20 protein-coding genes are annotated in these 21,447 nt (G+C 66.6%); 6 read left to right on the top strand and 14 right to left on the bottom strand.

The window, feature by feature from the left end; all coding sequences use genetic code 11:
* Position 1 precedes the first annotated feature (1 nt).
* The 5 genes from K5L49_RS17055 to pseG are packed head-to-tail and all read right to left on the bottom strand — an operon-like array spanning position 2 to position 4,498.
* Positions 2-1,297: an aspartate aminotransferase family protein gene (locus tag K5L49_RS17055; RefSeq protein WP_223694642.1), complete on the bottom strand. Its 1,296-nt coding sequence runs from the start codon at positions 1,295-1,297 to the stop codon at positions 2-4.
* Positions 1,298-1,310: 13 nt separating this feature from the next.
* A complete protein-coding gene (locus K5L49_RS17050; protein WP_223694640.1) occupies positions 1,311-2,033 on the bottom strand; it encodes a cytidylyltransferase domain-containing protein in 723 nt (240 codons plus the stop codon).
* The gene (locus tag K5L49_RS17045; protein WP_223694638.1) at positions 2,030-2,911 is read right to left on the bottom strand and encodes an aldo/keto reductase; all 882 of its coding nucleotides are present in this window, start codon (positions 2,909-2,911) and stop codon (positions 2,030-2,032) included. Before K5L49_RS17045 ends, K5L49_RS17050 begins: the two co-directional genes overlap by 4 nt.
* Positions 2,908-3,468 (bottom strand): GNAT family N-acetyltransferase, encoded by a 561-nt coding sequence (locus K5L49_RS17040; protein WP_223694636.1) that lies wholly within the window; start codon positions 3,466-3,468, stop codon positions 2,908-2,910. Before K5L49_RS17040 ends, K5L49_RS17045 begins: the two co-directional genes overlap by 4 nt.
* On the bottom strand, positions 3,455-4,498 hold the full coding sequence (gene pseG, locus K5L49_RS17035) for a UDP-2,4-diacetamido-2,4,6-trideoxy-beta-L-altropyranose hydrolase (RefSeq protein ID WP_223694634.1): 1,044 nt from the start codon (positions 4,496-4,498) through the stop codon (positions 3,455-3,457). The genes K5L49_RS17040 and pseG overlap by 14 nt, the downstream gene beginning before the upstream one ends.
* Before the next feature lie 85 nt (positions 4,499-4,583).
* Between pseG and pseB the strand changes: the two genes are divergently transcribed.
* Genes pseB through pseI form a run of 3 tightly spaced genes read left to right on the top strand, consistent with a single transcriptional unit; the run spans position 4,584 to position 7,792 of the window.
* Positions 4,584-5,564, top strand: coding sequence for a UDP-N-acetylglucosamine 4,6-dehydratase (inverting) (gene pseB / locus K5L49_RS17030; RefSeq protein WP_223694632.1), 981 nt, complete (start codon positions 4,584-4,586; stop codon positions 5,562-5,564).
* A 15-nt stretch (positions 5,565-5,579) separates the two neighbouring features.
* Entirely contained in the window at positions 5,580-6,707 is a 1,128-nt protein-coding gene (pseC, locus tag K5L49_RS17025; RefSeq protein WP_223694630.1) for a UDP-4-amino-4,6-dideoxy-N-acetyl-beta-L-altrosamine transaminase, read from the top strand.
* Between the two features lie 35 nt (positions 6,708-6,742).
* Positions 6,743-7,792, top strand: a complete 1,050-nt coding sequence (gene pseI / locus K5L49_RS17020) for a pseudaminic acid synthase (protein WP_223694628.1) — start codon at positions 6,743-6,745, stop codon at positions 7,790-7,792.
* Here pseI and K5L49_RS17015 read toward each other — a convergent pair.
* Positions 7,789-8,286 carry a GNAT family N-acetyltransferase gene (locus tag K5L49_RS17015; RefSeq protein WP_223694626.1) on the bottom strand — a complete coding sequence of 166 codons (498 nt, stop codon included), beginning with the start codon at positions 8,284-8,286 and terminating at the stop codon, positions 7,789-7,791. The genes pseI and K5L49_RS17015 overlap by 4 nt on opposite strands.
* 9 nt (positions 8,287-8,295) lie before the next feature.
* Here K5L49_RS17015 and K5L49_RS17010 point away from each other — a divergent pair, with 9 nt between their 5' ends.
* Positions 8,296-10,134, top strand: a complete 1,839-nt coding sequence (locus K5L49_RS17010) for a hypothetical protein (protein ID WP_223694624.1) — start codon at positions 8,296-8,298, stop codon at positions 10,132-10,134.
* On the opposite strand, the gene K5L49_RS17005 is transcribed toward K5L49_RS17010, so the two are convergent.
* The gene (locus K5L49_RS17005; RefSeq protein WP_223694622.1) at positions 10,112-11,044 is read right to left on the bottom strand and encodes a hypothetical protein; all 933 of its coding nucleotides are present in this window, start codon (positions 11,042-11,044) and stop codon (positions 10,112-10,114) included. The two genes, K5L49_RS17010 and K5L49_RS17005, sit on opposite strands and share 23 nt — an antisense overlap.
* A gap of 87 nt (positions 11,045-11,131) precedes the next feature.
* Here K5L49_RS17005 and K5L49_RS17000 point away from each other — a divergent pair, with 87 nt between their 5' ends.
* Both K5L49_RS17000 and K5L49_RS16995 read left to right on the top strand, forming a co-directional pair.
* On the top strand, positions 11,132-12,391 hold the full coding sequence (locus tag K5L49_RS17000) for a nucleotide sugar dehydrogenase (protein ID WP_223694620.1): 1,260 nt from the start codon (positions 11,132-11,134) through the stop codon (positions 12,389-12,391).
* Positions 12,392-13,435, top strand: coding sequence for a hypothetical protein (locus K5L49_RS16995; protein ID WP_223694618.1), 1,044 nt, complete (start codon positions 12,392-12,394; stop codon positions 13,433-13,435).
* Between the two features lie 17 nt (positions 13,436-13,452).
* Here K5L49_RS16995 and K5L49_RS16990 read toward each other — a convergent pair whose 3' ends face one another.
* The 7 genes from K5L49_RS16990 to K5L49_RS16960 form a co-directional block, all read right to left on the bottom strand.
* Positions 13,453-14,199, bottom strand: coding sequence for a class I SAM-dependent methyltransferase (locus K5L49_RS16990; RefSeq protein WP_223694617.1), 747 nt, complete (start codon positions 14,197-14,199; stop codon positions 13,453-13,455).
* A 35-nt stretch (positions 14,200-14,234) separates the two neighbouring features.
* Positions 14,235-14,660 carry a sugar 3,4-ketoisomerase gene (locus tag K5L49_RS16985; RefSeq protein ID WP_223694615.1) on the bottom strand — a complete coding sequence of 142 codons (426 nt, stop codon included), beginning with the start codon at positions 14,658-14,660 and terminating at the stop codon, positions 14,235-14,237.
* A 7-nt stretch (positions 14,661-14,667) separates the two neighbouring features.
* Entirely contained in the window at positions 14,668-15,777 is a 1,110-nt protein-coding gene (locus tag K5L49_RS16980; RefSeq protein ID WP_223694613.1) for a DegT/DnrJ/EryC1/StrS family aminotransferase, read from the bottom strand.
* Positions 15,778-15,921: 144 nt separating this feature from the next.
* A complete protein-coding gene (locus tag K5L49_RS16975) occupies positions 15,922-17,709 on the bottom strand; it encodes an ABC transporter ATP-binding protein (protein ID WP_223694611.1) in 1,788 nt (595 codons plus the stop codon).
* 103 nt (positions 17,710-17,812) lie between these two features.
* Entirely contained in the window at positions 17,813-18,865 is a 1,053-nt protein-coding gene (gene gmd, locus K5L49_RS16970; protein ID WP_223694609.1) for a GDP-mannose 4,6-dehydratase, read from the bottom strand.
* 78 nt (positions 18,866-18,943) lie between these two features.
* Positions 18,944-20,506, bottom strand: coding sequence for a DUF2142 domain-containing protein (locus tag K5L49_RS16965; protein WP_223694607.1), 1,563 nt, complete (start codon positions 20,504-20,506; stop codon positions 18,944-18,946).
* A 75-nt stretch (positions 20,507-20,581) separates the two neighbouring features.
* A complete protein-coding gene (locus tag K5L49_RS16960) occupies positions 20,582-21,370 on the bottom strand; it encodes a glycosyltransferase (protein ID WP_223694605.1) in 789 nt (262 codons plus the stop codon).
* Positions 21,371-21,447 lie beyond the last annotated feature (77 nt).

The following is a 21,447-nucleotide window of genomic DNA, read 5'->3' as shown; positions in this document are numbered from 1 at the left end:
GCTACCGGACCGACTTCGCCAGCGACGCGACTTCGGCGTCAAGGAACGGCCGCGCGTCCCCGCTCTCAATCGCCTCGCCGACACGGGTCAGCGCCGACCGGTAGGCGGCGGCGATGGTGTCGACCGCGGCGGGGTCGTGTGCGGCCGAAACGTTGTGGGTGGCGATCATGAGCACGCCGGCCCGGCTCATCTCCTGCATGAAGAGCACCTTCAGCAGGTCGAGCTGCGCGCCGAGCTCGGCGTTCCAGACGAGGAACATCCAGGTCGGGTGACCCGAGAGGGTGACGGCCGATCCCATCCCGAGCTCGTCGATGACGGCCTGTACCCGGTCACGGATCACCTCGCCCGTTCGGCGGATGTCCCCAAGGACGTCTGTGGCGGCGATGCGGTCGAGCACGACGTCGGCCGCGGTGAGCGACAGCAGCTCGCCGCTGAAGGTGCCGGAGAAGAAGACCGTCTCGAGCAGGATCATGAGGTCGCGGCGACCAGCGACGGCGGAGACCGGGAACCCGTTGGCGAGCCCTTTGCCGAACGTCGACAGATCAGGGGTGACCCCGAAATACTCTTGCGCCCCGCCCTTGGCGAAACGGAAGCCAGTGATCATCTCGTCGAAGACCAGTACAGCACCGTACTTGTCGGCGAGCCCGCGCAACCCCTCGAGATACCCCGGGAGCGGCCAGACCACGTTCATCGGCTCGAGCACGATCGCCGCCGTGGGGTTGGCGCGCAGCTGATCCTCCACCGCCTCGAGATCGTTGAAAGCGACAGCGTGGACGAGCTCCTTCACGGCTCCAGGAACGCCGAGGTTTCGGGAGTCCATCGACGCGATCGTCCAGTCGTGCCAGCCGTGGTAGCCGCAGGTGATGACGTGGTCACGACCGGTAAAGCCTCGTGCGACGCGGACGGCGGCACTCGTGGCATCGCTTCCGTTCTTTCCGAAGCGGACCATCTCGGCCGAGGGCACGAGATCCACGATCTTCTCTGCGACCGTCGCCTCGAGCGGATGCGTGAGGCTGATCGTCACGCCCTGCGACAGCTGCCGGACGATCGCCTCGTTGATTTCCGGGTCTGCGTAGCCCAGGGTGACGGATGCGAGAGCGTTGACGAGGTCGACGTACTCGTTCCCGTCGACATCCCAGATACGGCAGCCCTGCGCGCGGTTCCCGTAGATCGGTGCAATGCCGGGGGGAAACGTGCCGCGCGACTTGCTGTATGTCTGGGCACCGAGCGGGATCGTCCGTTCGGCCCTGATCAGCTGCTGCAGCGACTTCGCGTAGCGGCTCGTCTCGGTTTGCATCCAGGTCTCCTGTTCAGTTGGTGCCAGTGTCGAGGTCGGCGTCCGATCGGTTGAGTCCGGGCGTTCGTTCGACGAGTTCGAGGATGTCGGCCTGCCCGAAGTCGGGGTTCCGGTCGTACAAGTGCTCGTAGACCGCCCGCACGAACTCCAGATCCGCGGGCAGGTCCACCGTCCACCGTAGACCCGCATGACTGGGCGATTGCTCGACGGACTTGAGCACGAATGACTCCGGACGCGAATAGATCGCGAGAGTGACATGCTCCCGCTCCGGCTGCGTCAGCGGCAGCGCGAGCATTCGCTCGAACGCCGGCACGGCGATGCACTCGACATCGAGGCCGTCCGGGTACGTCCTGTCGATCACATTGGAGGTGTAATCCGCCCCGGATGCGAGGTGCTCCTCGACGACGCGGTCGATCACCGCATGGTCGGCGAGCGGACAGTCTGCCGTGAGCCGCACGAGGGTCGAGGGCCGGAACTCCTGCACGACGGCTGCGAACCGGGCGGCGACGTCCTGAAGGGGGCCGCGGCGCACCAGCACACCGTCCTTCTCCAGGAGGTTCGCGAGCGGATCGTCCGACGCCTCGACACTCGTCGCCACGACGAGGGTGTCAATCGTCGTGGAGCGGCGCAGCCGCTCGATCTGCCGGAGGATCATCGGAACGCCGAGCACGGGGGCCAGGACCTTTCCGGGCAGCCGGGTGGAGCTCAGCCGGGCTTGCAGAACGGCGAGGGTCATCTCTTGTCCTCTCGTGGTGGCCAGGTCCGCGGGTCGAGGAGCGCTTCGTCGACGGGAGGGACCTCGAGTCCGGCGAGGTCGGGGGCTTCCCGCCAGGCCGTGACAGTTCCGGTCAGCTCCGCCGCTGTGGTCGCGCCGACGAGCACACGGTCGACAAGCGGGTGGGCAGCGAGGAAGCCGAGACAGACGCCGACGGCAGTGGTACCGGTCTCCTCCGCAATGGTCCCGATCCGGCGGACGGCGGCGGCAAGGCCGTCGAAGCCGACGGGAAGCGCATCGACCGGACTGAGGAGCAGGCCCTGCAGATAGGCGCTCCGCACATGAATCTCCGTGCCTCCGTCATGCAGCCGCCGGAGGGCGGGGTGGTCGAGCAGGCGCCGGTCGACGATGCTTCCCGGAATCTGCAGGAGAGAGATGTCTGGAAATCGCTCCACGAGGACGTCGAGATCGTCGGCGTCGTACACGCTGGCGCCGATTCGTTCCACGAGTCCATCGACACGCGCACGGCGGAGCGAATCCCAGGCGTCGCCGGCACGGGGATCGCGGAGATCGGCCACGCGGTGGAATAGGAGCCCATAGAGGTTCGAGACGCGGAGGTCATCGAGGCCGGCCCGGAACAATGCGTCGCTCTCGGAAAAGTCGGTGTGGGCAGCCAACCCGAACTTCGAGACATAGTCTGGCCGCTCACCGCTCCCGGAGAGCGCACCGAGCCTCGCTTGTGCGTCGCCGTAGTCCGGAGCGGTGTCGATGAGATCGACTCCCGCCGACGTCGCCACCCGGAGGATCTCGCGGACGCCGTCGTCGGAAAGGCGTCCCGTCGTGTTCATGATGCCGTACCCGGCCCCGAACGTGGCCGTACCCAGGATGAGCCCGCTCACGCCTGTTCGTCCCCCGAGGTGAAATCGCTTCGCGTCGCGCCGAGGAGCACGACGTCCTCCCGGGCTCCGGAGTCTAAGACCACCTGGCTCCGCTGCACCCCTTCGGTGAGGAATCCGTTCTTGTGGAAAGCCCGCACCGAGCCGATATTGCTCGCATACGCTCCCGCGTTGAGCTTCTCCAGGCGCAAGGATCCGAAGGCCCACCGCGTGATCGCCCCGATGGCCTCGGATGCGAATCCCTGTCCCCACGATCCCTTGTCGCCGATCATCAGGCCGATGGTTCCCGTGGCATACCTGGTGTCGACGGGACCAAGCTTGATGTTGCCGCAGTGGAGACCTGTCTCCCGGACGAAGAGCCCGAAGAGATAGGAGTGGGAAGACTCCCGCATCGCCGTGATGAAGGCTCGGGTCGACTCGATCGTCGGCTCAGCGAATCGCGACTCCAAGTAGCGGCTCACCTCCGGGTCGGCCAGCCACCCGCGATAAGCCTCCGTCGCGTCGTCCTCGGTCAGGCAGGCGAGTGTGAGACGTGGGGTGATGATGTCACCGGTCAGCATGGGGGCCTTCTCTCCGTTCTCCGGGAGTGTTTCGGAATTCCATCCTCTCAGCTACCCGCATCGCCCCGTCGCCGTCGAACGCTTTGCGGGCGGATTCGGACAGATCGCGCCGCAGCGTCTCATCTGCGAGAAGGGACTCGACGGCGTCACGCACCTGGGCGAAACGCTCCGGCCCTCCGGCCACGACATCGATCCCGAGGGCGAGGGACCCGGCCACGACCTCACGCAGGGAGGCCTGCTGGTTGTCGACGACCGCCACGAGAACGGACGGGATGCCGAGGGCGCACAGGTCCCAGGCGCTCGTCCCCGCGGCCGAGACGACGATGTCTGCCTCAGCGAAGAGCTCGGGGAGGCGCAACGTCGGAGCGGTGACCGTCCAACCGGACCTCCCCCCGGCTATAGCGTGCAGATCGCCGTGCTGGGACTCGGGCGCCACGAACGTCACGGCCATATCGGCGTCAGATCTGCTCAGTGCCATAGCGACCGCCGTGCACGCTGATGTCGGATCGGATCCTCCCATGAAGCACAGCACCGTCGGCGGGCGGTTCGTGGACAGCCACGGGCGCGACCGGCGCACCCGGGTGATCGCGTCGCGGACAAGAGCGTACCGAGAACCGGCGAGGAACCGCTGCGGCTGTTCGCTGGCTGGCGGGCGTCTCTCGGCGCCGAGATTCTGGTCGAGGAAAAGCGTCGCGTCGATACCGCGGGTCTCGCCGTCGACGATCGCCAGCACCGCCGTCGAACCGGCGAGGTCTGACACCGACGCGGCCGGGATCCGGTAGGAATCCACGACCGTCCAATCCGGTTCGAGGGCGAGCATGTCTTCGATCGGCAGTTCGTCTGCCGCGCAGGGATGCACCGGCAGTCCGCTGTCCCGGACGGCCGAAGCCAGCCAGTCCACATCGGTCGTCGCCATCATGAGCAGTGCCTCGTGGCCACGCGCCCGCACGGCCTCTGCCAGGGTCAGACACCGCATCACGTGGCCCGTCCCCTGCTCTGCGCTCCCGTCTGCCCGGAATAGAACTTTCACGCGTCGGCGTACACTTTCTCGATTGGGTAAGCTTGCTCAGGGCAAAACGCCTCACGTACGCACGTCCATGGCTCGGAGGTAATACATGTCGATTCTAGAGGGATCGTCCATTCTAGTGACCGGCGGTACCGGGTCGTTCGGCAAAGCGTTCATCGACTACGCGCTGAAGAATCTGAATCCCAAGCGCATCGTCATCTACTCACGCGACGAGCTCAAGCAGTACGAGGCTCGCCTGCGGTTCAACGACGACCCCCGGCTGCGCTGGTTCATCGGTGACATCCGCGACCAGCACCGTCTGAAGCGCGCCATGCACGGCGTCGAATACGTCGTGCACGCCGCAGCGCTCAAGCAGGTCGACACCGCTGAGTACAACCCGTTCGAGTACGTGCAGACCAACATCGTCGGTTCACAGAACGTGGTCGAGGCCGCGATCGACTCCGGTGTGCGCAAGGTCGTCGCCCTCTCGACCGACAAGGCTTCGAGCCCCCTCAACCTGTACGGCGCAACCAAGCTCGCCGCCGACAAGCTCTTCCAGTCGGCCAATCACTACGCCGCGGGGTACGAGACGCGGTTCAGCGTCGTCCGCTACGGCAACGTCATGGGCAGCCGCGGATCGGTGATCCCGTTCTTCCGCAAACTCATCGACGAGGGCAAGCCGCTCCCGATCACCGACTCCCGTATGACCCGGTTCTGGATCACGCTCCCCCAAGCCGTCCAGTTCGTGGTCGACTCCTTCGACCTGATGAACGGCGGCGAGCTGTACGTGCCGCGCATTCCCAGCATGAACATCACCGACCTGGTCGAAGCACTCTCCCCGGGGGCCGAGACCTACGAGATCGGCATCCGTCCCGGCGAGAAGCTGCACGAGGAGATGATCTCGGAGGACGACAGCCGCCGGACCCTGCGCCTCGACGACCGCTACGTCGTCCTTCCCACGATCGCCCACTGGGGATTCGTGCCACCGACCGGGGAACCGGTCGAGGAGGGCGTCGCCTATCGGTCGAACACCAACGACCTGTGGCTGACGGCCGCCGACATCCGCACACTGATCGAGCAGCTCGACTAGGGGTCGGGGACTTCGATGGGAATCCCCTACGGCCGGCAGTCCATCAGCGACGCCGACATCGCGGCGGTCGCCGACGTCTTGCGAGGTGACTGGCTCACCATTGGACCGATGGTCGGCACCTTCGAGAAGGCGATCGCGGAGGTCGCATCGACCCCCGATGCGGTCGCCGTCAACTCCGGCACGTCCGCGCTGCACAGTGCCTACGCAGCCAGCGGAATCACCCGGGGCGACGAAGTCGTCACCACACCCCTGACGTTCGTCGCCACGGCCGCGACTGCGATGGCCCAGGGCGCGACGATCAGATTCGCAGACATCCAGCCGGATACCGGGAACATCGACCCGACCGCCGTGGCAGAGCAGATCAACGAACGCACAAAGGTCGTCGCCGCCGTCGACTACGCCGGGCATCCGGCCGATCTCGACGACCTCTCGACGATCGCGCACGACGCCGGGGCGCTCCTCCTGGAAGACGCGGCGCACGCAATCGGTTCGATCTATCGGGGACGCGTCGTCGGCAGCATCTCCGATCTGACGACCTTCTCGTTCTTCCCGACCAAGAACATGACGACGGCCGAGGGCGGCGCCGTCGTCTCGCCCGACCCGGCACTGATCGACGGGGCGCGACGGTTCAAAGGGCACGGGATGGTGCGCGATCGCAGCCAACTGCGCTACCCCGACGAGGGCCCGTGGCATCAAGAAGTGCAGTCGCTGGGGCTCAACTACCGCCTCCCCGATGTGCTGTGCGCACTCGGCGTCAGCCAGATCGCGCGCATCGCCGAGTTCAAGCAGCGCCGCACCGCCATCTTCGACCACTATGTCGCCTCACTGAGCGACGTTCCCGGGTTGACCCTCCCGACGAAACGTGAAGACGTCGACCCGATGTGGCACCTCTTCCCGGTCCGCGTGCACGACGGGCAGCGTCGTCGGGTCTTCGACCACCTGCGCGACAACGGGGTGCTCGTCCAGGTCAACTACATCCCGGTGTACTGGCACCCTGTCTTCGAAGACCTCGGTTACCGCCGGGGAATGTGTCCCGTCGCCGAACAGTTCTACCGCGAAGAGATCTCGCTCCCGATGTACGCCGATCTGAGTCGTTCCGACCAGGACCGTGTCATCGAGGTGCTGCGCCAGGCACTCGCCTAGCGGCGATCCTCCCACTCGAAAGAAAGCGAGCTGCCATGTCGGCCTCCCCCACTCCGTCCGCCCGACTCGATGCCGCCCCTCTGGTCGTCGCCGAGATCTCGGGAAACCACAACGGCTCGCTCCCCCGCGCTCTCGACATCGTCCGTGCGGTCGCCGATGCCGGGGCGCAGGCTGTCAAGATCCAGACGTACACCGCCGACACGATCACGCTCAACGTCGACAGCCCCGCCTTCCGGGTCAGTGACGGCCACGAGCTGTGGGGCTCCCGCACCCTCTACGACCTCTACCAGGAGGCACACACGCCGTGGGAGTGGCACGAACCGATCTTCTCCCTGGCGAACGACCTCGGAATGCTCGCCTTCAGCACGCCGTTCGATGAGACCGCCGTTGAGTTCCTCGAGTCGTTCGATGTGCCGCTCTACAAGATCGCCTCGCTGGAGATCGTCGACCTCCCGCTCATCCGGCAAGTAGCGGCGACCGGCAAACCGATGATCCTCTCCGTCGGCACGGCCTCCATCGGCGAGGTCGCCGCCGCCGTCGAGGCGGCACGGTCCGGCGGATGCCACGACATCACACTGCTCGCGTGCACGAGTTCCTATCCGGCGATCCCCGACGACGCGCACCTGCGCCGGATGCCCGTGATGGCGGAGATGTTCGGCACTAAGGTCGGCCTGTCCGATCACACGCTCGGGATCGGCGTCGCCGTCGCCGCGACCGCGCTCGGCGCCAGCGTGATCGAGAAGCACGTCACCCTCGCCCGCGCCGACGGGGGCGTGGACAGCGCCTTCTCCCTCGAGCCGCACGAGCTCGCGCAGCTGGTCACGGAATGCGATGCAGCGTCGCGCGCGCTCGGCTCGGCGAGCACGTGGGCCACGTCGGCTGAGAACGAGTCCCTGCGGCTGCGCCCCTCGCTTTACGTGACCTCCGAGGTGCACGCCGGAGATGTCGTCTCGCACGAGAACGTCCGCTCGGTCCGCCCCGGCGGTGGGCTCGCGCCGGTCGAACTCGACCGAATCATCGGTCGGCGGTTCGCCCGTGACGCCACGATGGGAACCGCGGTGGACTGGGACCTGTTCGTCGGCTAGACCGGAAGCTCGTAATAGTCGAAGTCCGAATCTCCGTCCACCCGGAGGAAGCCGGCCTTCTCGAAGACGCGAGCGCTTGCGGTGTTGGCCGGCCGGATCGTCGCGGTGAGCCGGATGAAGTCGGTGCTCTCTGCGAGGAAAGCGGTGATCGCGCCGTCGAGGATGCGCGCAGCGAGTCCTCTTCCCCGGGCGACAGGATTGAGATTGATGCTCACCTCTGCCCGGCGGGAACCGTCGACCGTCTCGATGTCGAACCTGCACATGCCGAGCTTGTCCGATGTCAGGTCTCCGTCGTTCGACCCGACCTCATCGAGGCTGCCCTCGGCGATGTAGATCGTTCGGTCCTGCGCCGCGAGCGCCCGCGCGAACCAGGCCTGGTGGTCCGGCCAACCGATCGCGTCGCGCGAGCCGGAGACGCTCCGGGTTCCCTCGTCGTTCCGCCAGTCGAACAGGTCACGGGAGTCGCTCGCCGTCGCCGGCCGGATCGTAATCATAGGGTTCCCATGATACTTTCGTACACCGTGAAGACCGTCGTGTTCTCCCCGTACTCCAACATCTGGGAGCACGCCTTTCCGGAGTCCCTCGTCGCCGAAGGCCTGAACGATCGCGGAGCCGAAGTCGTCACCGTCCGCTGCGGCGGAATGCTCGTCTCGCATTGCGTCGCCATGTCGGCTGCCGGTGTCACCGCGACGAGCCCGCTGAAAACACGCCAGCGGGTGTGCACAGCGTGTGTGAAGCGCCGGGATCTCCTCGGCACGACCCTCCCGTTCCCGTCTGTCATCCTCGACGGGCAGGTGCGTCCCGGCGACCGCAAGCGCGCCGATGAGGTGTGTGCGAGCGCCACGACCGACAATTGGACCACGATCGAGGTCGACGGCTCACCGCTCGGGCGCTACGCCGCCTACGAGTTCCTGCTCGACAACAAGCTGCTCGGAACCCGGATACCGGACGAGTTCTGGGGCCAGTACCTCGGGCACCTCCGCGACACCGTGCTCACCTTCCTCGCCGGCCGCCGCATCCTGGCCGAGCAGCGTCCCGACCACGTGCTCGTCTACAACCGGCTCTACTCGGTCAATCACGCGTTCTGCGAGGCCGCCCGCACCCTCGGCATACCCAGCTACACCCTGCAGGGTGGCGGTCACATCGTGCGCCGGGGCGAGACGATGACGATGTTCCGCGATACCCAGTCCCTCGACGACGTCTTCCGCACCGAAGCGTGGCAGCGCTACCGGGACCGCCCGGTGGGCGCCGAAGAGATCGACCTCGTCGGCGAGCACTTCTCCGGCCTCCTCGAAGGGTCCAGCGCCTTCGCGTATTCGAGCGCCTTCGAGGGGAGCGATCCGGCCGAGCTGCGAAAACGCTTCTCGGTACCCGACGGCGCGAAAGTGCTGCTGGTGCCGTTGTCGAGCGAGGACGAGGTCAATGCCGCCCGGCTGGCGGATGTGCTGCCCGACCGCTCCGGGACCGTCTCGCTCTTCGCCGACCAGTTCGAGTGGCTCACCGCCCTGATCGACTTCGCCGCGAGGCGCCCCGAACTGCACCTGATCGTGCGGTTGCATCCTCGGATGTTCCCGAACAAACGCGAGAATGTCGTCTCGCCGATCGTCGAATCGCTCATGGCGCTTTTCGACGCCGCCCCGGCCAACGTCGCCCTCAATCTGCCGACCGACGACGTGAGCATGTACGACCTCATGCAGATCGTCGACGTCCTGCTGAACTTCCGATCGTCGGCCGGTGCCGAGCTCGCCTCGCTCGGCATTCCCGTCGTCATCCCGGCGAACCGCGACTTCTTCACCTATCCGACGGAGCTCAACCGCGTCGGCACGACCATCGACGAGTACTTCACTCAGATCGACGACGCCCTGGCGGAGGGGTGGTCGGTGGAGAACATGCGACGCGCGTTCCGGTGGTTCTCATTCCTCTTCTCCCGCATCGCCGTGGACTTCTCCGAGTCCGTGCACGCCCGGCCGATCGCCATCCGGCCCAAGAAACCGGGGTTCCGGCTCTGGATGTGGCGCAAGATGGTCTGGATCGTGCTGCAGTACGGCCCGCTGGTGCGCGAGCGGATCGCGCTCCGCAACCGCTCCATCGCCCCGACCAGCCGCGACATCTTCTACGACGTGCTCGAGCACGACAGGGGAAGCCTGGCCGAGTCTCCGCTCTGGCCGGAGCCGGTTGTACCCTTGGCGGAGGAGACCCGCCTGCTCGACGCCTACCTGACATCACTCAGCCAGGACACCTGGAAGCATGTGAGCGACCCGAACTCGCTCGCCGGTCGCGTCCGAGATCACCTCGGAATCGCGGCGCCGCAGCGGGCAGCTACGCGGTCAGACGCCGCTTGAGCTTGCGCGCGGCGAGCACGCTGGAGACGGCGACCCCGCGGGCGATGCCGGCAGGGGTCGCGTGGAACACCTCACGGCTGAGCCACTCCTCGGCGCGTTCATCGATCGCCACCTCGCCGGTCAGGAGCGTCTCGACGTCTCCGGTGAACACCGGTTGTTCGATCCAGGCCTGCTCGGTGTTCGTGTGGGTGCCGTCGTCGGCGCCCGCGTAGGTCACCAGGTTCTGGTTGGGGGACACGATCAAGGAGCGCTGCGACCACATGCTGGCGATCCAGCGGTACGCCCACGTCGAGATCCGCTCATTCGCCGCATCCGAGAAGTTCTGTTTCCACCGCAGGGCCGCCGTGCGGCTGCCGGTGATCGCCGCCAGCTCGTCCAGGCCGCACGAACGCGCCCAGGTGAGCTCGGGGTCGAACGTCGCCCAGGCACGGTCCCAGGTCGCCCACGCGATCGACTCGGGGTAGATCGTGAACCGGCTGCCGGTCGTGTGCGTCAGGATGTCCTGCGGCACGACGTTGTAGCCGGAGACGTGTGCGACGCGCTCGTCGTCGCGGAAACGGTCGAGCATGCCCGTCATGTAGTCGAGGAAGTCCGGCCCGGGCAGAACATCCTCTTCGATGATCACGGCCTGCCCGTGAAGTCCGATCGCCCAGTCGACAGCGTCGACGACCGCTCGACGGAGCCCGAGGTTCACCGGGCGCAGCCGCACCTCGACATCGCTCGTCCAATCGATCCTCTCCAAGGCGGCGTGCACCTCGGCGACGCGGCGCTCATCGGCCGGCCGGCCGGGCTTCGGACCGTCGACAGCGACCATCACCCGATCCGGTCTGATCTCGCGCAGCCGGTCGATGAGACCGATCACCTTGTCCGGGCGGTTGTACGCGAGGATGAGGAGAGGGGTCTGGCGCACAGGACTTCCTTCGGTTGGGTAGGCTAATTCGATGCGGAATGCGCGCATTTGCGGCGCAACAAGTATGACGAGCTAAGGATACGGCCTGTGAAAGCAGTAATCGTGGGCTTGGGCTACGTGGGTCTCCCCCTCGCCCAGGCAGCGTCGACATCGGGAATCGAGGTCGTCGGGCTCGATCTGAACCAGCGTACCGTCGATGGTTTGAGCGCCGGACGAAGCCACATCGACGATCTGTCCGACGGCGAGATCGTCGCGATGCTCGATGCCGGGTTCCGAGCGACCTCCGATCCCACGGTCATCACCGACGCCGACGTCGTCGTGATCTGCGTGCCGACCCCGCTCGACTCGGACGGCCGCCCCGACCTCACAGCGGTCATCGGATCCGCGACCACCATCGCCGCCCACCTGGGCACGGGCACGACCGTCGTCCTCGAATCGACGACATACCCGGGAACCACCGAAGAGATCCTCAAGCCGATCCTGGAGAAAGGCGGCCGCGTCGTCGGTGAGGACTTCCACCTCGCGTTCTCCCCGGAGCGGATCGATCCTGGTAACGCGCATTTCACGATCACCAACACTCCCAAGGTGGTCGGTGGCGTCACCCCGGAATGCACCGAGAAGACCGTCGCGTTCTACAGTCGGTTCATCGAACAGGTGGTGACCGCCAAAGGCCCGCGCGAGGCCGAGACGGCCAAGCTGCTCGAGAACACCTACCGTCACGTCAACATCGCGCTCGTCAACGAGATGGCCCAGTTCTGCTACGCGATGGGGATCGACATCTGGGATGTCATCGCCGCCGCCAAGACCAAGCCGTTCGGCTTCCAATCCTTCACCCCCTCGGCGGGGGTCGGCGGCCATTGCATCCCGATCGACCCGAACTATCTCGCGTACAAGGTTCGCGCCGAACTCGATCGACCGTTCCGGTTCGTCGAGCTGGCCGAAGAGATCAACCAGAGCATGCCGACGTTCGTCAGCCGGCGCGTCCAGGACATGCTCAACGACCGCAGCAAGGCGATCCGCGGATCGAAAGTGCTGCTGCTCGGCGTCACGTACAAGGCCGACATCTCGGATCGCCGGGAGTCGCCCGCTGTCCCCCTCGCCAAGCGGCTGCTCTCAATGGGCTGCGAGCTGAGCTACAACGACCCGCACGTCGCCGGGTGGGCCGTCGACGGTGTCGCCGTTCCAGAAGCCGTCGATCTGCAGCAGGCGTGCGCCGACGCCGACGCGATCATCATCGTTCAGGCGCACCGCGCCTACCGCGATGCGCCCGAGACGATCACCGGAGCGGGCGCACCCGTGCTCGACGCGACCGGCAAGTTCTCCGGCCCGACGGTCGAGCGCCTCTAGATGCCCGTGCCCACCCGCCACAGCTACTGTTCGTACTTCGACAGCGGATACCTCTCACGCGGGCTGGCGCTGATCGACTCGCTCCGCCGCCATGGCGACGACGCCGACGTCTGGGTGCTCTGCCTCGACGACGCCGCGAAGGCGTACCTCGACGAGCTCGGCGACCCGACGATCCACACGGTGACAGCGGCCGACCTCGAAGCGGTGAACCCCGGGCTGGCGGAGGTCAAACCGGACCGTTCACGGATGGAGTACTACTTCACCTGCACCCCGCTCCTCATGCGCTACGTCATGGACGCTCAGAACACGCCGGGCTCGGTCACCGTCTATCTGGACTCCGACCTGTTCTTCTTCGACGACCCGGCCCTGGTGCTGGATGCGCTCGGGGAGGGATCCGTCGGCATCATCGAGCATCGCTACCCCAAGCGTCTCGCGTCCCGTCTCAGCAAATACGGGCGCTACAACGTGGGATGGGTCGGCTTCCGCGACGACGCGAACGGTCGGGCCTGCCTCGACTGGTGGGCGGACAGCTGCCTGGACTGGTGCTACGACACCCCCGTCGACGGCAAGTACGCCGACCAGGGATACCTGGACTCGTTCGAGAAGCTTTTCGGGGGCGTCGTCTCCCTGCAGGGCGGGGGGCTGAATCTTGCGCCCTGGAACACCGGTCGGCACGACCTGTCCGTCCAGTCGGTGGCCGGTGCTCGACCGCGCGTCATCGTCGACGGCAGAGACCCGCTCGTGTTCTTCCACTTCCACGGCATCCGACGGTTCGGTCACTGGTTCGTCACGAGCCAGCTCGTCTACGGGAGCCGGCTGGGACGCATCCTGCGCGAAGCGGTGTACGTTCCCTACCTCGCGAAGCTCAGCACCTTCGACACGATCGTCGCCGGCAGCGGTCATGCGCCGAAGCCCGCGGTGTCCGCTCGCGGCAACGGCCTGCGGGGAACCGTCTTCCGGCTCCAGCGGGCGGCCGTCGATCGCGTCTCCGTCGCGACGCGCAACGCAGTGTCGGAGAGCGAGCTGGAGCACTCCGGCCGATAGCCGCCGGAGCCGGCCGCTCAGGCCGCGGGGACCCGCAGCACCCAGGATTCGGACACCGACGGGATGCCGATGTACTCCCCCAGGTCATAGTCGAGGCCGGAACCCGTCTCGACGACCTCGAGCCCGAGGCGCCCGCATTCGCCGAGCAGCTCGCCCCGGTTGAAGACCAGCTCGAGTGAGGGCTGCCCGTATGCGTACTTGGCGAAACGGGTCGTCTCTGCCTCGTCGGTCAGGGTCAGCCCGTGCAGGACGATGGAGGTTCTGGCCACCCGGGTGTACTCCTCGAGCGAGGTCTTCCATCCGGGCATGTGCAGCAGGGCGACACCGTCGACCACGATGTCGACGCTGTCGTCGGCATCTGTCAGCTCATAGGCGCTCCCGACCCGGAACTCCCTTGACGGGTAGTGCCTGCGCGCCAGTTCGACCATCGCACCAGAGATGTCGACCCCGGTGTAGTGGATGTCCGGGAACCAGGTGCGAAGGATCTCGGAGATGTATCCTCCCCCGCAACCCACCTCGAGAATCGTGGACTCCGGCGCAGCCGCCAGGATCGGTCTCAGCAGCCGTTCCAGGACCGCGACGTCTTCCCGGGGCTTGCCGGCCTTCGCGGCCGCGACAAGGGGCTGCCAGGCCTTGTCCTGCCGTGCCGCCGTCCGTTCGTTCCAGACCGAGAACGCATCCGGACCGAATCGGTCGATGTCGAGCGTGTATCCGCTGGAGGCCAGAATTCGGCTCGACAGTTTCGGGGCGACTTGAGAGGCCATTCGCAATGAGCTCGAAACGACGGACATGGGAATGCTTAGCCTTCCTTCAGCGCGAGGAACTCATCGTAGTCGTGGATGTAGTCCCCCGCATCGTACGGATGGGATGCCAGAACCACAAGGACGGCATCCGGCGAGTAGTCGTACTGTGTCCCCCACGTCATGGCGGGCATGTAAAGCCCCTGCGACGCCCTGTTCAAGGTGACGACGCGACGACGATCCCCGTCGTCGAACATCGCCTTCGCCGAACCGTTCACGCAGATCAGGAACTGCTGGCATTCCCGGTGGGCGTGGATGCCGCGCGGCTCGCCTTCGGGCACGCCCGAGATGATGAAGATCCGCTCTGCGGCGAACGGCAGCTGAGAACGGACCTCCGCGACGATGAGGGAGCCCCGTGCATCGACGACCTCGCGCAGCTCCACCAGGCCGGCCGCACCGGCCGCACTCATCTCTTCGTTCGCCACGGTTCCGTCACAGACTCGCGAGCGCGTCGCACACCCGCGAGACCTCGTCGTCGGTCAGCTCGGGGAACATCGGAACCGAGAAGACCACTCCGGCGGCCCAGTCGGTCACTGGGAGTTCCAGGTGGGCCGCAGGGGCGCCGGGGAACGACTGCCGGTGGTCGGGGATCGGATAGTGCACATCGGTGCCGATACCGCGCTCCCGGAGTGCCAAGCGGTGCCGGTCGCGGCTCTCGCTCGTGAGTACCGCCAGATGCGCATTGAACGACCCGGACGCCGAGTTGACGAGTGTGGCCGCCCCGCCGGCGGTCTCATAGGCGGCGTGGATCTCGCGGCGCCGCGCGTTCGCGGCGTCGAGGTGGGGAAGCTTGACACGCAGGATCGCCGCCTGCATCTCGTCCATCCGGGAGTTGCGACCGTGATCGTGCGCGACGTGGTACTTCGAGTCCCAGCCGTATTGGCGCATCCGTCGAACGGACTCCGCGAGTTCCGGCCGGTCGGTGAAGACCGCTCCGCCGTCGCCGAGGGCGCCGAGGTTCTTGGTCGGGTAGAAGCTCGTCGTCGCGATGTCGCCGAACGTGCCGCCCGCGCGGGCGCCGAACCGAGCACCGATGGACTGGGCGCAGTCTTCCAGCACGGCGATGCCATGACGATGGGCGACGGCCACGAGTTCCTCCACCCGGGCGAGCGCACCGTACAGGTGGGTGATGACGAATGCTTTCGGAGCCTGGTCCAGCCTCGCGAGCGACTCCTCGAGCGTCTCCGGCGTGACAAGCATCGTTTCCGCGGAGATGTCCGCGTACACCGGGGTGGCTCCGAGCAGACGAGTGGCGACCGAGGTGTACGCTCCAGCGTTGGCCGCGGTCAGGACGAGGTCGCCCTGTGCGACCCCGAGCGCGGCGAGTCCGAGCTCAAGCGCATCCGTCCCGTTCCCCACGAGCACGGCGTCGCTGACGCCCAGATACTCGGCGAGCTCGACCTGCAGCCGGTCATGCTGCGGACCCATCACATACCAGCCGCTGGCGAGAACGTCCGAGATCGCTGCCGCGATCTCCTCCGCGCGGGCCGCGGGGGTCCGGGAGAGGTCGTTGAAGGGGACAGGGCTAACGGTGTCGGGCACGAGGCCTCGCAATCTCTCTGACTACGACGATGGGCGATGCTGCATGCGCAGCGGATCCGGTTCCCCCACCGACCCTAGGAGAGATCCAGACGTTCCACCACCTGGACATCTCGCCCCCGTGCGAATCGCGGTCGGCACGCACGATCAACTCTCGTCGATGGCCATGAGCTTGACATACTCGGCGACCATGGGAACCTCGGCGATGAGCGACTTGAAGTCGCCCTGGGCGCTGACCCGGCCGGCCTCCATGACGTAGACGTTGTCGGCGTGCTGCACGGTCGAGAGCCGGTGGGCGATCACGATGACGGTCACGTGACCGTGCAGGCGCTTGAGGCTCTCGCTGATGAAGGCCTCGGACCCGGCGTCGAGAGCGCTCGTCGCCTCGTCCATGATGAGGAGGCGGGGATCCGAGTACAGTGCCCTCGCCAGTCCGATGCGCTGGATCTGCCCGCCGCTGAGCGAGTTGACCTGCTTTCCGACCGAGGTGTCGGCGCCCTCGGGAAGCGTTGCGATGAACTCGGTCAGGTAGGCCGCCTCGATCACCTGCGCGAGACGTTTTCTGTCGATGTCCCCCGCGTCATAGCCGAGAGCGATGTTCTCAGCGATGGTGCCTGAAACCATTCCCGGTTTCTGCGGAACGTACGACACCATGCCGGGGGCGGCGAACCGCACCTCGAGCGGGTCGACGCTGCCGATGAGGACCGTCCCATCATCGGGGAGGACGAGCCCGAGCAGCAGGTCGACCAGCGTGGTCTTCCCCGCTCCGGACGGGCCGATGACCGCGGCGAACGATCCGGGCTCGACCGAGATCGAGACGTCATCGAGGGCCTTCCCGGTCTCTCCGGGATACGCGAAGCTCGCCCGGTCGATGATGACCGGGAGCCCGCTCACATCGTGATGGCCGAGATCGACCGCGGCACGGTTCCGGTCGGGCTTCACCAGTTCCTGCTCTTCGGCGAGGAGCGCGTGCGCCATCTTCGCCTGTTCCAGGTAGATGCGGATCTGGGCGAACGAGTTCTGCAACGGGAGCAGCGAGGCCATGATGCGCATCCCGCCCGTGAGGAAGACACCGAGGACGACCACGCCGCCGGCGAGACCGTTCGTCAAGAACTGCTGGGCGACGAGGGCCACGACGCCGACGATGAGCGCGGTCTCGATCACGTAGCGCGGCATCCCGCCCATGAACGCGAACGTCGCGCTGCTCCGCGCCAATCGCGTGCGCGAGGTGGCGAGCCGGTCGATGTAGAAATCCTGCTTGCCCATGACCGACAGCTCGCGGAAGGTGTCGAGGCTGTCGCTGATCACGTTCGTGGAGCCGATCGTCCCTTCACTGGCATCACGTCCGGCCCGACGGAGGGTGCGCCCGATGAGCACCTGGATCACCAGAGCGATTCCGACGAAGTAGAGGATCGCGAAGAGGGCGGCGACCGGATCGACGAAGAAGAACGCCGCCGAGACCAGTACGAGCAGGAACCCCTCGCTGACGATCGTCGCGGAGGCGTTCATGAGCCCGCTATACGCCGAGCTGGTCGAGCCGGTGATGGCGAATTGGAACTCCGCCTTGGAGAACCGTTTGGCGTCGTCGAGCGAGCCGTGCAGCAGGAACTCGGCGATCACCTTCGCATTCCGCGCCTCGACCGTCGCGATGTGGAAGGCGAGCCTGCGCGAGAGGAAGATGGCGAGCGCGGATTTGCCGACGAAGACGACGAGCACGATGACCACGAGCCAGAGGATCGACGTCCCGTTGATCGGCGGGAGGGTGAAACCGAGGAACTCGACCGGCGATGAGGACGACGAGGACGAACCGCCCAGCGACGAAGTCCCGATGGTCGCGATGATGCCGATCAGGAACACCCCGACGACGTCGAGAATGCCGGACAGTGTCCGGCCGAGGACGAGCACGAAATACTTCGTTCGCTCTGCCCGGGTCATGAATCGCAGAGACAACCGGACCGCGTGAAACATGGGGAAAGACTACCTTAGCTATTCGGATGCGACCCGCGGCGATGTGTGCGCGGAGAGCGTCGAGCGCGGACTAGATCTGCGGGGCCGGCGCCCACGGCCCGACCGTGACCGTGTCGATCCAGGGGCGGCCGGCCGCGTCGAGCGCTTCGATGTCGGCGTCGACCATGAGGCGGGCGAGCTCCGGGGTCTTCACCGTCGGCACCCAGCCGAGCAGGCGCTCGGCCTTCCCTGCGTCTCCGACGAGCGCATCGACCTCGGTGGGGCGGAGGTAGCGCTCATCGAACCTGACGTACTTCTCCCAGTCGAGACCGGCGTGCTCGAACGAGAACTGCAGGAAGTCCCTGACCGTGTAGTCCGTTCCGGTGGCGACGACATAGTCGGTGGGCTCGTCGTGCTGCAGCATGCGCCACATGGCTTCGACGTACTCGGGTGCGTATCCCCAGTCGCGGACGGCGTCGAGGTTCCCCATGAACAGCTCGCTCTGCTGGCCGGCCTTGATGCGGGCGACCGCGCGCGTGATCTTGCGTGTCACGAAGGTCTCGCCGCGACGGGGGGACTCGTGGTTGAAGAGGATGCCGTTGACGGCGAACATCCCGTAGCCCTCGCGGTAGTTGCGGGTCACCCAGTAGGAGTAGACCTTCGCTGCGCCGTACGGGGAACGCGGATAGAACGGTGTCTCCTCGTTCTGCGGCGGCGGGGTCGCGCCGAACATCTCGGAGCTCGACGCCTGGTAGTAGCGGCAGTCGAGGCCGACCATACGGATGGCCTCGAGCAGACGGATGGAGCCCAGACCGGTCGAATTGCCGGTGTACTCGGGTTCGTCGAAGCTCACCCGGACATGCGACTGCGCGGCCAGGTTGTAGACCTCGTCCGGCTTGACGGAGTCGAGCAGGGTCGCCAGGCGGGATCCGTCGCTCAGGTCGCCGTAGTGGAGGAACAGCCGCGTTCCCGCGACGTGCGGGTCGGTGTACAGGTGGTCGATGCGCGCGGTGTTGAACGTGGAGGCGCGACGGATCAGACCGTGGACCTCATAACCTTTGCTGAGCAGGAGTTCGGCGAGGTAGCTGCCGTCCTGACCGGTGATACCGGTGATCAGGGCACGCTTTGCGCGGGTTTCGGTCATTCGTGTCGTCTCCACCGGTGATGTCATAGACGGGGCGGGTCGAAGACCCCGGCCACCGTCGTTCTCTGCCAAGCGAGCCTACCGCAGGGCGGCGGGGCGTCTTCTGTGGGGGTCGCGCGCGCTGTCGGCATCCCCGGTCGGCACGGAGGGAGTGGGGGCCTTCGCGTTCTCCCGCACCAGGATCACCACGAGCACCGCGAACGCGAGGGAACCGCTGATCCAGATCGCCATCGGTGGGACAGGGATGTTCCACCACCACTGGATTCCGCTGTTCAGGTTCCAGCTCTTCGCGCTCGTGCCCGTGATGTAGCGACGCATGTTGTAGTACAGCGCCGCACCTTGCGCTGCGGCGAGCGCGGCGACGATGAGCAGGGACTGCAAGCGGTTGAACACCAGGCGGCGACGACCGACGGTCAGGAGGGCCGCGCCGGCGAAGACGATGATGAGCGGGAGCAGGTATCGCGGCTGCACCTGCGTGCCGACCAGGTTCATGCTGCGCAGCAGCACGAAGGTGGGCAGAAGCCAGAGAAGGAGACCGAGTCCGACGACGACGATGGTCTTCCGCCGGGACCGCGAGGCGAAGCCGCTGAACGCGACCGCGACGAAGCAGGCCGCCCCTCCGGCGGTCACGATCGCCGGCATCGTCGTGTCCAACCACCCCAAGGGCCAGGTGCCGAATGCGCCCACCCAGAGCGATGGGACATTGACCAGGTTGCTCAGGAGCACCGCGAAGGGGTTCGTCTGCACCAATTCGCGCGGACCATCGTTGAGGCCGGTGATCGCGACCCCGGACTGGGCGGAGGTCGCATAGAAGATGATCCCGACCACAGCCATTGCGAAGGGGAGGCACGCGCTCAGCCAGTACGCCCGGTCGCGGCGGACGGTGAGGACGAGCACGACGCCGATACTCACGAGGAGGTAGATCGCCGAATCCCCTCGCGACCCGGCGGCCAAGAGACCGCTCAGCACGAAGATGCCGCTGAGTGCCCCTTTGCGCCGGCCCCGCGATTCGAAGTAGCCGAGAAGGGCGAGCCAGGCGGAACCGATCCCGATGATCGCCCACGAACTCGGGTTGTTCGATGCGATCAGGAAGAGCCCGAGCGGCACCGTCGTGATCAACCACGCCCACAGCAGGGTGCTCCGCCGCCGGTTCGGCAGCAGGGCGTAGAGCGCCGTGGTGATCCCCACGAGGATCAGGACGTTCAGCAGCCGCATGATCAGCACCGAGGTCGCCACGTCGGGGAAGACCAGGACGCTCATCGTCGCGTAGTACAACGGCGGGTAGTCGCCCCGGAAGTCTCCGCGGTCGGTCGGCACCAGAGCGGTCGACGACGTCTGGCAGACGGCGCTCACGGTCGGCTGGCCCCGATAGCAGGTGGCGGCGTCCTTGATGGCGCTCGGAACCAGTCGTTCCGTCGGATCGGCGGACGTCTCGCACACTCCTGGCCGATCGCCTTGCGCGCACCAGATGCTGGCGAGGTGGAAGTCGTCGTCCGGGCTGGAACCGATGGGCGACGCCAGCGCCCAGCAGAGCAGGGCGATCAGGGCGAACGCGGGAGCGAGGAAGATGAGGCGGAATCGCGAACCCGACGCTTGTTTCGAGGCCGGAACCGGCGTCGAGACAGTGGGGGGCACGGTCATGGTGTTCGTTCCGCCGATTTCTTCGTCGGGCGCCCGGGTCTCCGCCGAGTCGCCGCTGATCTTGGCCAATTGAGCCTAGCGCAGCGTTTGGGGGCGCGATTGAGCGCTCACGCGTTTCGCCGCGAACGCCGACGCCCAGCGCACCGGGTAGTTCCAGAGGGGGCTGATCGGCTTCAGCACCGCGGGGAGGTGCCGCCGTTTGACGGCTTCGGATTCCCGGCTCGAGTTGAGTCGGTTGGCCACAGTGAGCGAGTCGGGGTGCCAGCGGAACGCGGAGACGGCTTCCCTGGTCCAGATGAACCGGCCGGAGGGCCGAAGGCGCAGGAACGCATCGAGGTCCATGGCGTATTTGAGCGTGACATCGAAGCCGCCGATCGCTTGCAGCGCATCCAGCCGGATCATGGTTCCGGGGTGAGGGATCAGGTCGGGACCCCAAGGAAGGAGCACCTTGGCCAGTGCGCCCGCGTTGCTCACCGCGAGCACGGCGCCGCTCGGATCGATGTACTCGCAGCCGCCGTAGGCCAGCACCGCCGACGAGTCAGCGTCCAGCATGGCTTTGAGGCGGGCGAGGCCGCCGGGGCGGAACAGGTCGTCGTCGCCGATCCACGCATAGTAGGTCTCGCCGTCGCGCGCGTCGAGACCGCGGTTGATGGCGGCGGAGATGCCGGTCTTCGGGTCGTCCACGATCACCGCGCCGTAGCGCGCGCCCAGCTCCCGAGCCTCGACGGCGCCGACGGGTGCGACGAGCACCAGCGTGACCCTCACATCCTGCCGTTGTGCCTCGACCGCGTCGAGCGTCTCCTGCAGGGTTTCGAGCCGGTCGCCGAGCGTGGGAAGGACGACGAGAATATCTGAACTTCGCATTGTGTTCTCTCTACCGGGTTGATCGCGGGCTCCGGCCAATTGACTTCCCGGCGACACTCTGATTAGCTCCCCACGTT

Origin of the sequence: Leifsonia poae (assembly GCF_020009625.1) — a bacterium.
GTDB classification, from domain to species: domain Bacteria; phylum Actinomycetota; class Actinomycetes; order Actinomycetales; family Microbacteriaceae; genus Leifsonia; species Leifsonia poae_A.
This window is presented reverse-complemented; position numbering and strand designations above follow the sequence as displayed.

Bases quoted from the DNA above. Each gene is read 5' to 3' on its own strand.
- K5L49_RS17055 (WP_223694642.1), bottom strand. From the start codon at position 1,297: ATGCAAACCGAGACGAGCCGCTACGCGAAGTCGCTGCAGCAGCTGATC.
- K5L49_RS17050 (WP_223694640.1), bottom strand. From the start codon at position 2,033: ATGACCCTCGCCGTTCTGCAAGCCCGGCTGAGCTCCACCCGGCTGCCC.
- K5L49_RS17040 (WP_223694636.1), bottom strand. From the start codon at position 3,468: ATGCTGACCGGTGACATCATCACCCCACGTCTCACACTCGCCTGCCTG.
- pseB (WP_223694632.1), top strand. From the start codon at position 4,584: ATGTCGATTCTAGAGGGATCGTCCATTCTAGTGACCGGCGGTACCGGG.
- pseC (WP_223694630.1), top strand. From the start codon at position 5,580: ATGGGAATCCCCTACGGCCGGCAGTCCATCAGCGACGCCGACATCGCG.
- pseI (WP_223694628.1), top strand. From the start codon at position 6,743: ATGTCGGCCTCCCCCACTCCGTCCGCCCGACTCGATGCCGCCCCTCTG.
- K5L49_RS17015 (WP_223694626.1), bottom strand. From the start codon at position 8,286: ATGATTACGATCCGGCCGGCGACGGCGAGCGACTCCCGTGACCTGTTC.
- K5L49_RS17010 (WP_223694624.1), top strand. From the start codon at position 8,296: ATGATACTTTCGTACACCGTGAAGACCGTCGTGTTCTCCCCGTACTCC.
- K5L49_RS16995 (WP_223694618.1), top strand. From the start codon at position 12,392: ATGCCCGTGCCCACCCGCCACAGCTACTGTTCGTACTTCGACAGCGGA.
- K5L49_RS16990 (WP_223694617.1), bottom strand. From the start codon at position 14,199: ATGGCCTCTCAAGTCGCCCCGAAACTGTCGAGCCGAATTCTGGCCTCC.
- K5L49_RS16975 (WP_223694611.1), bottom strand. From the start codon at position 17,709: ATGACCCGGGCAGAGCGAACGAAGTATTTCGTGCTCGTCCTCGGCCGG.
- gmd (WP_223694609.1), bottom strand. From the start codon at position 18,865: ATGACCGAAACCCGCGCAAAGCGTGCCCTGATCACCGGTATCACCGGT.
- K5L49_RS16965 (WP_223694607.1), bottom strand. From the start codon at position 20,506: ATGACCGTGCCCCCCACTGTCTCGACGCCGGTTCCGGCCTCGAAACAA.
- K5L49_RS16960 (WP_223694605.1), bottom strand. From the start codon at position 21,370: ATGCGAAGTTCAGATATTCTCGTCGTCCTTCCCACGCTCGGCGACCGG.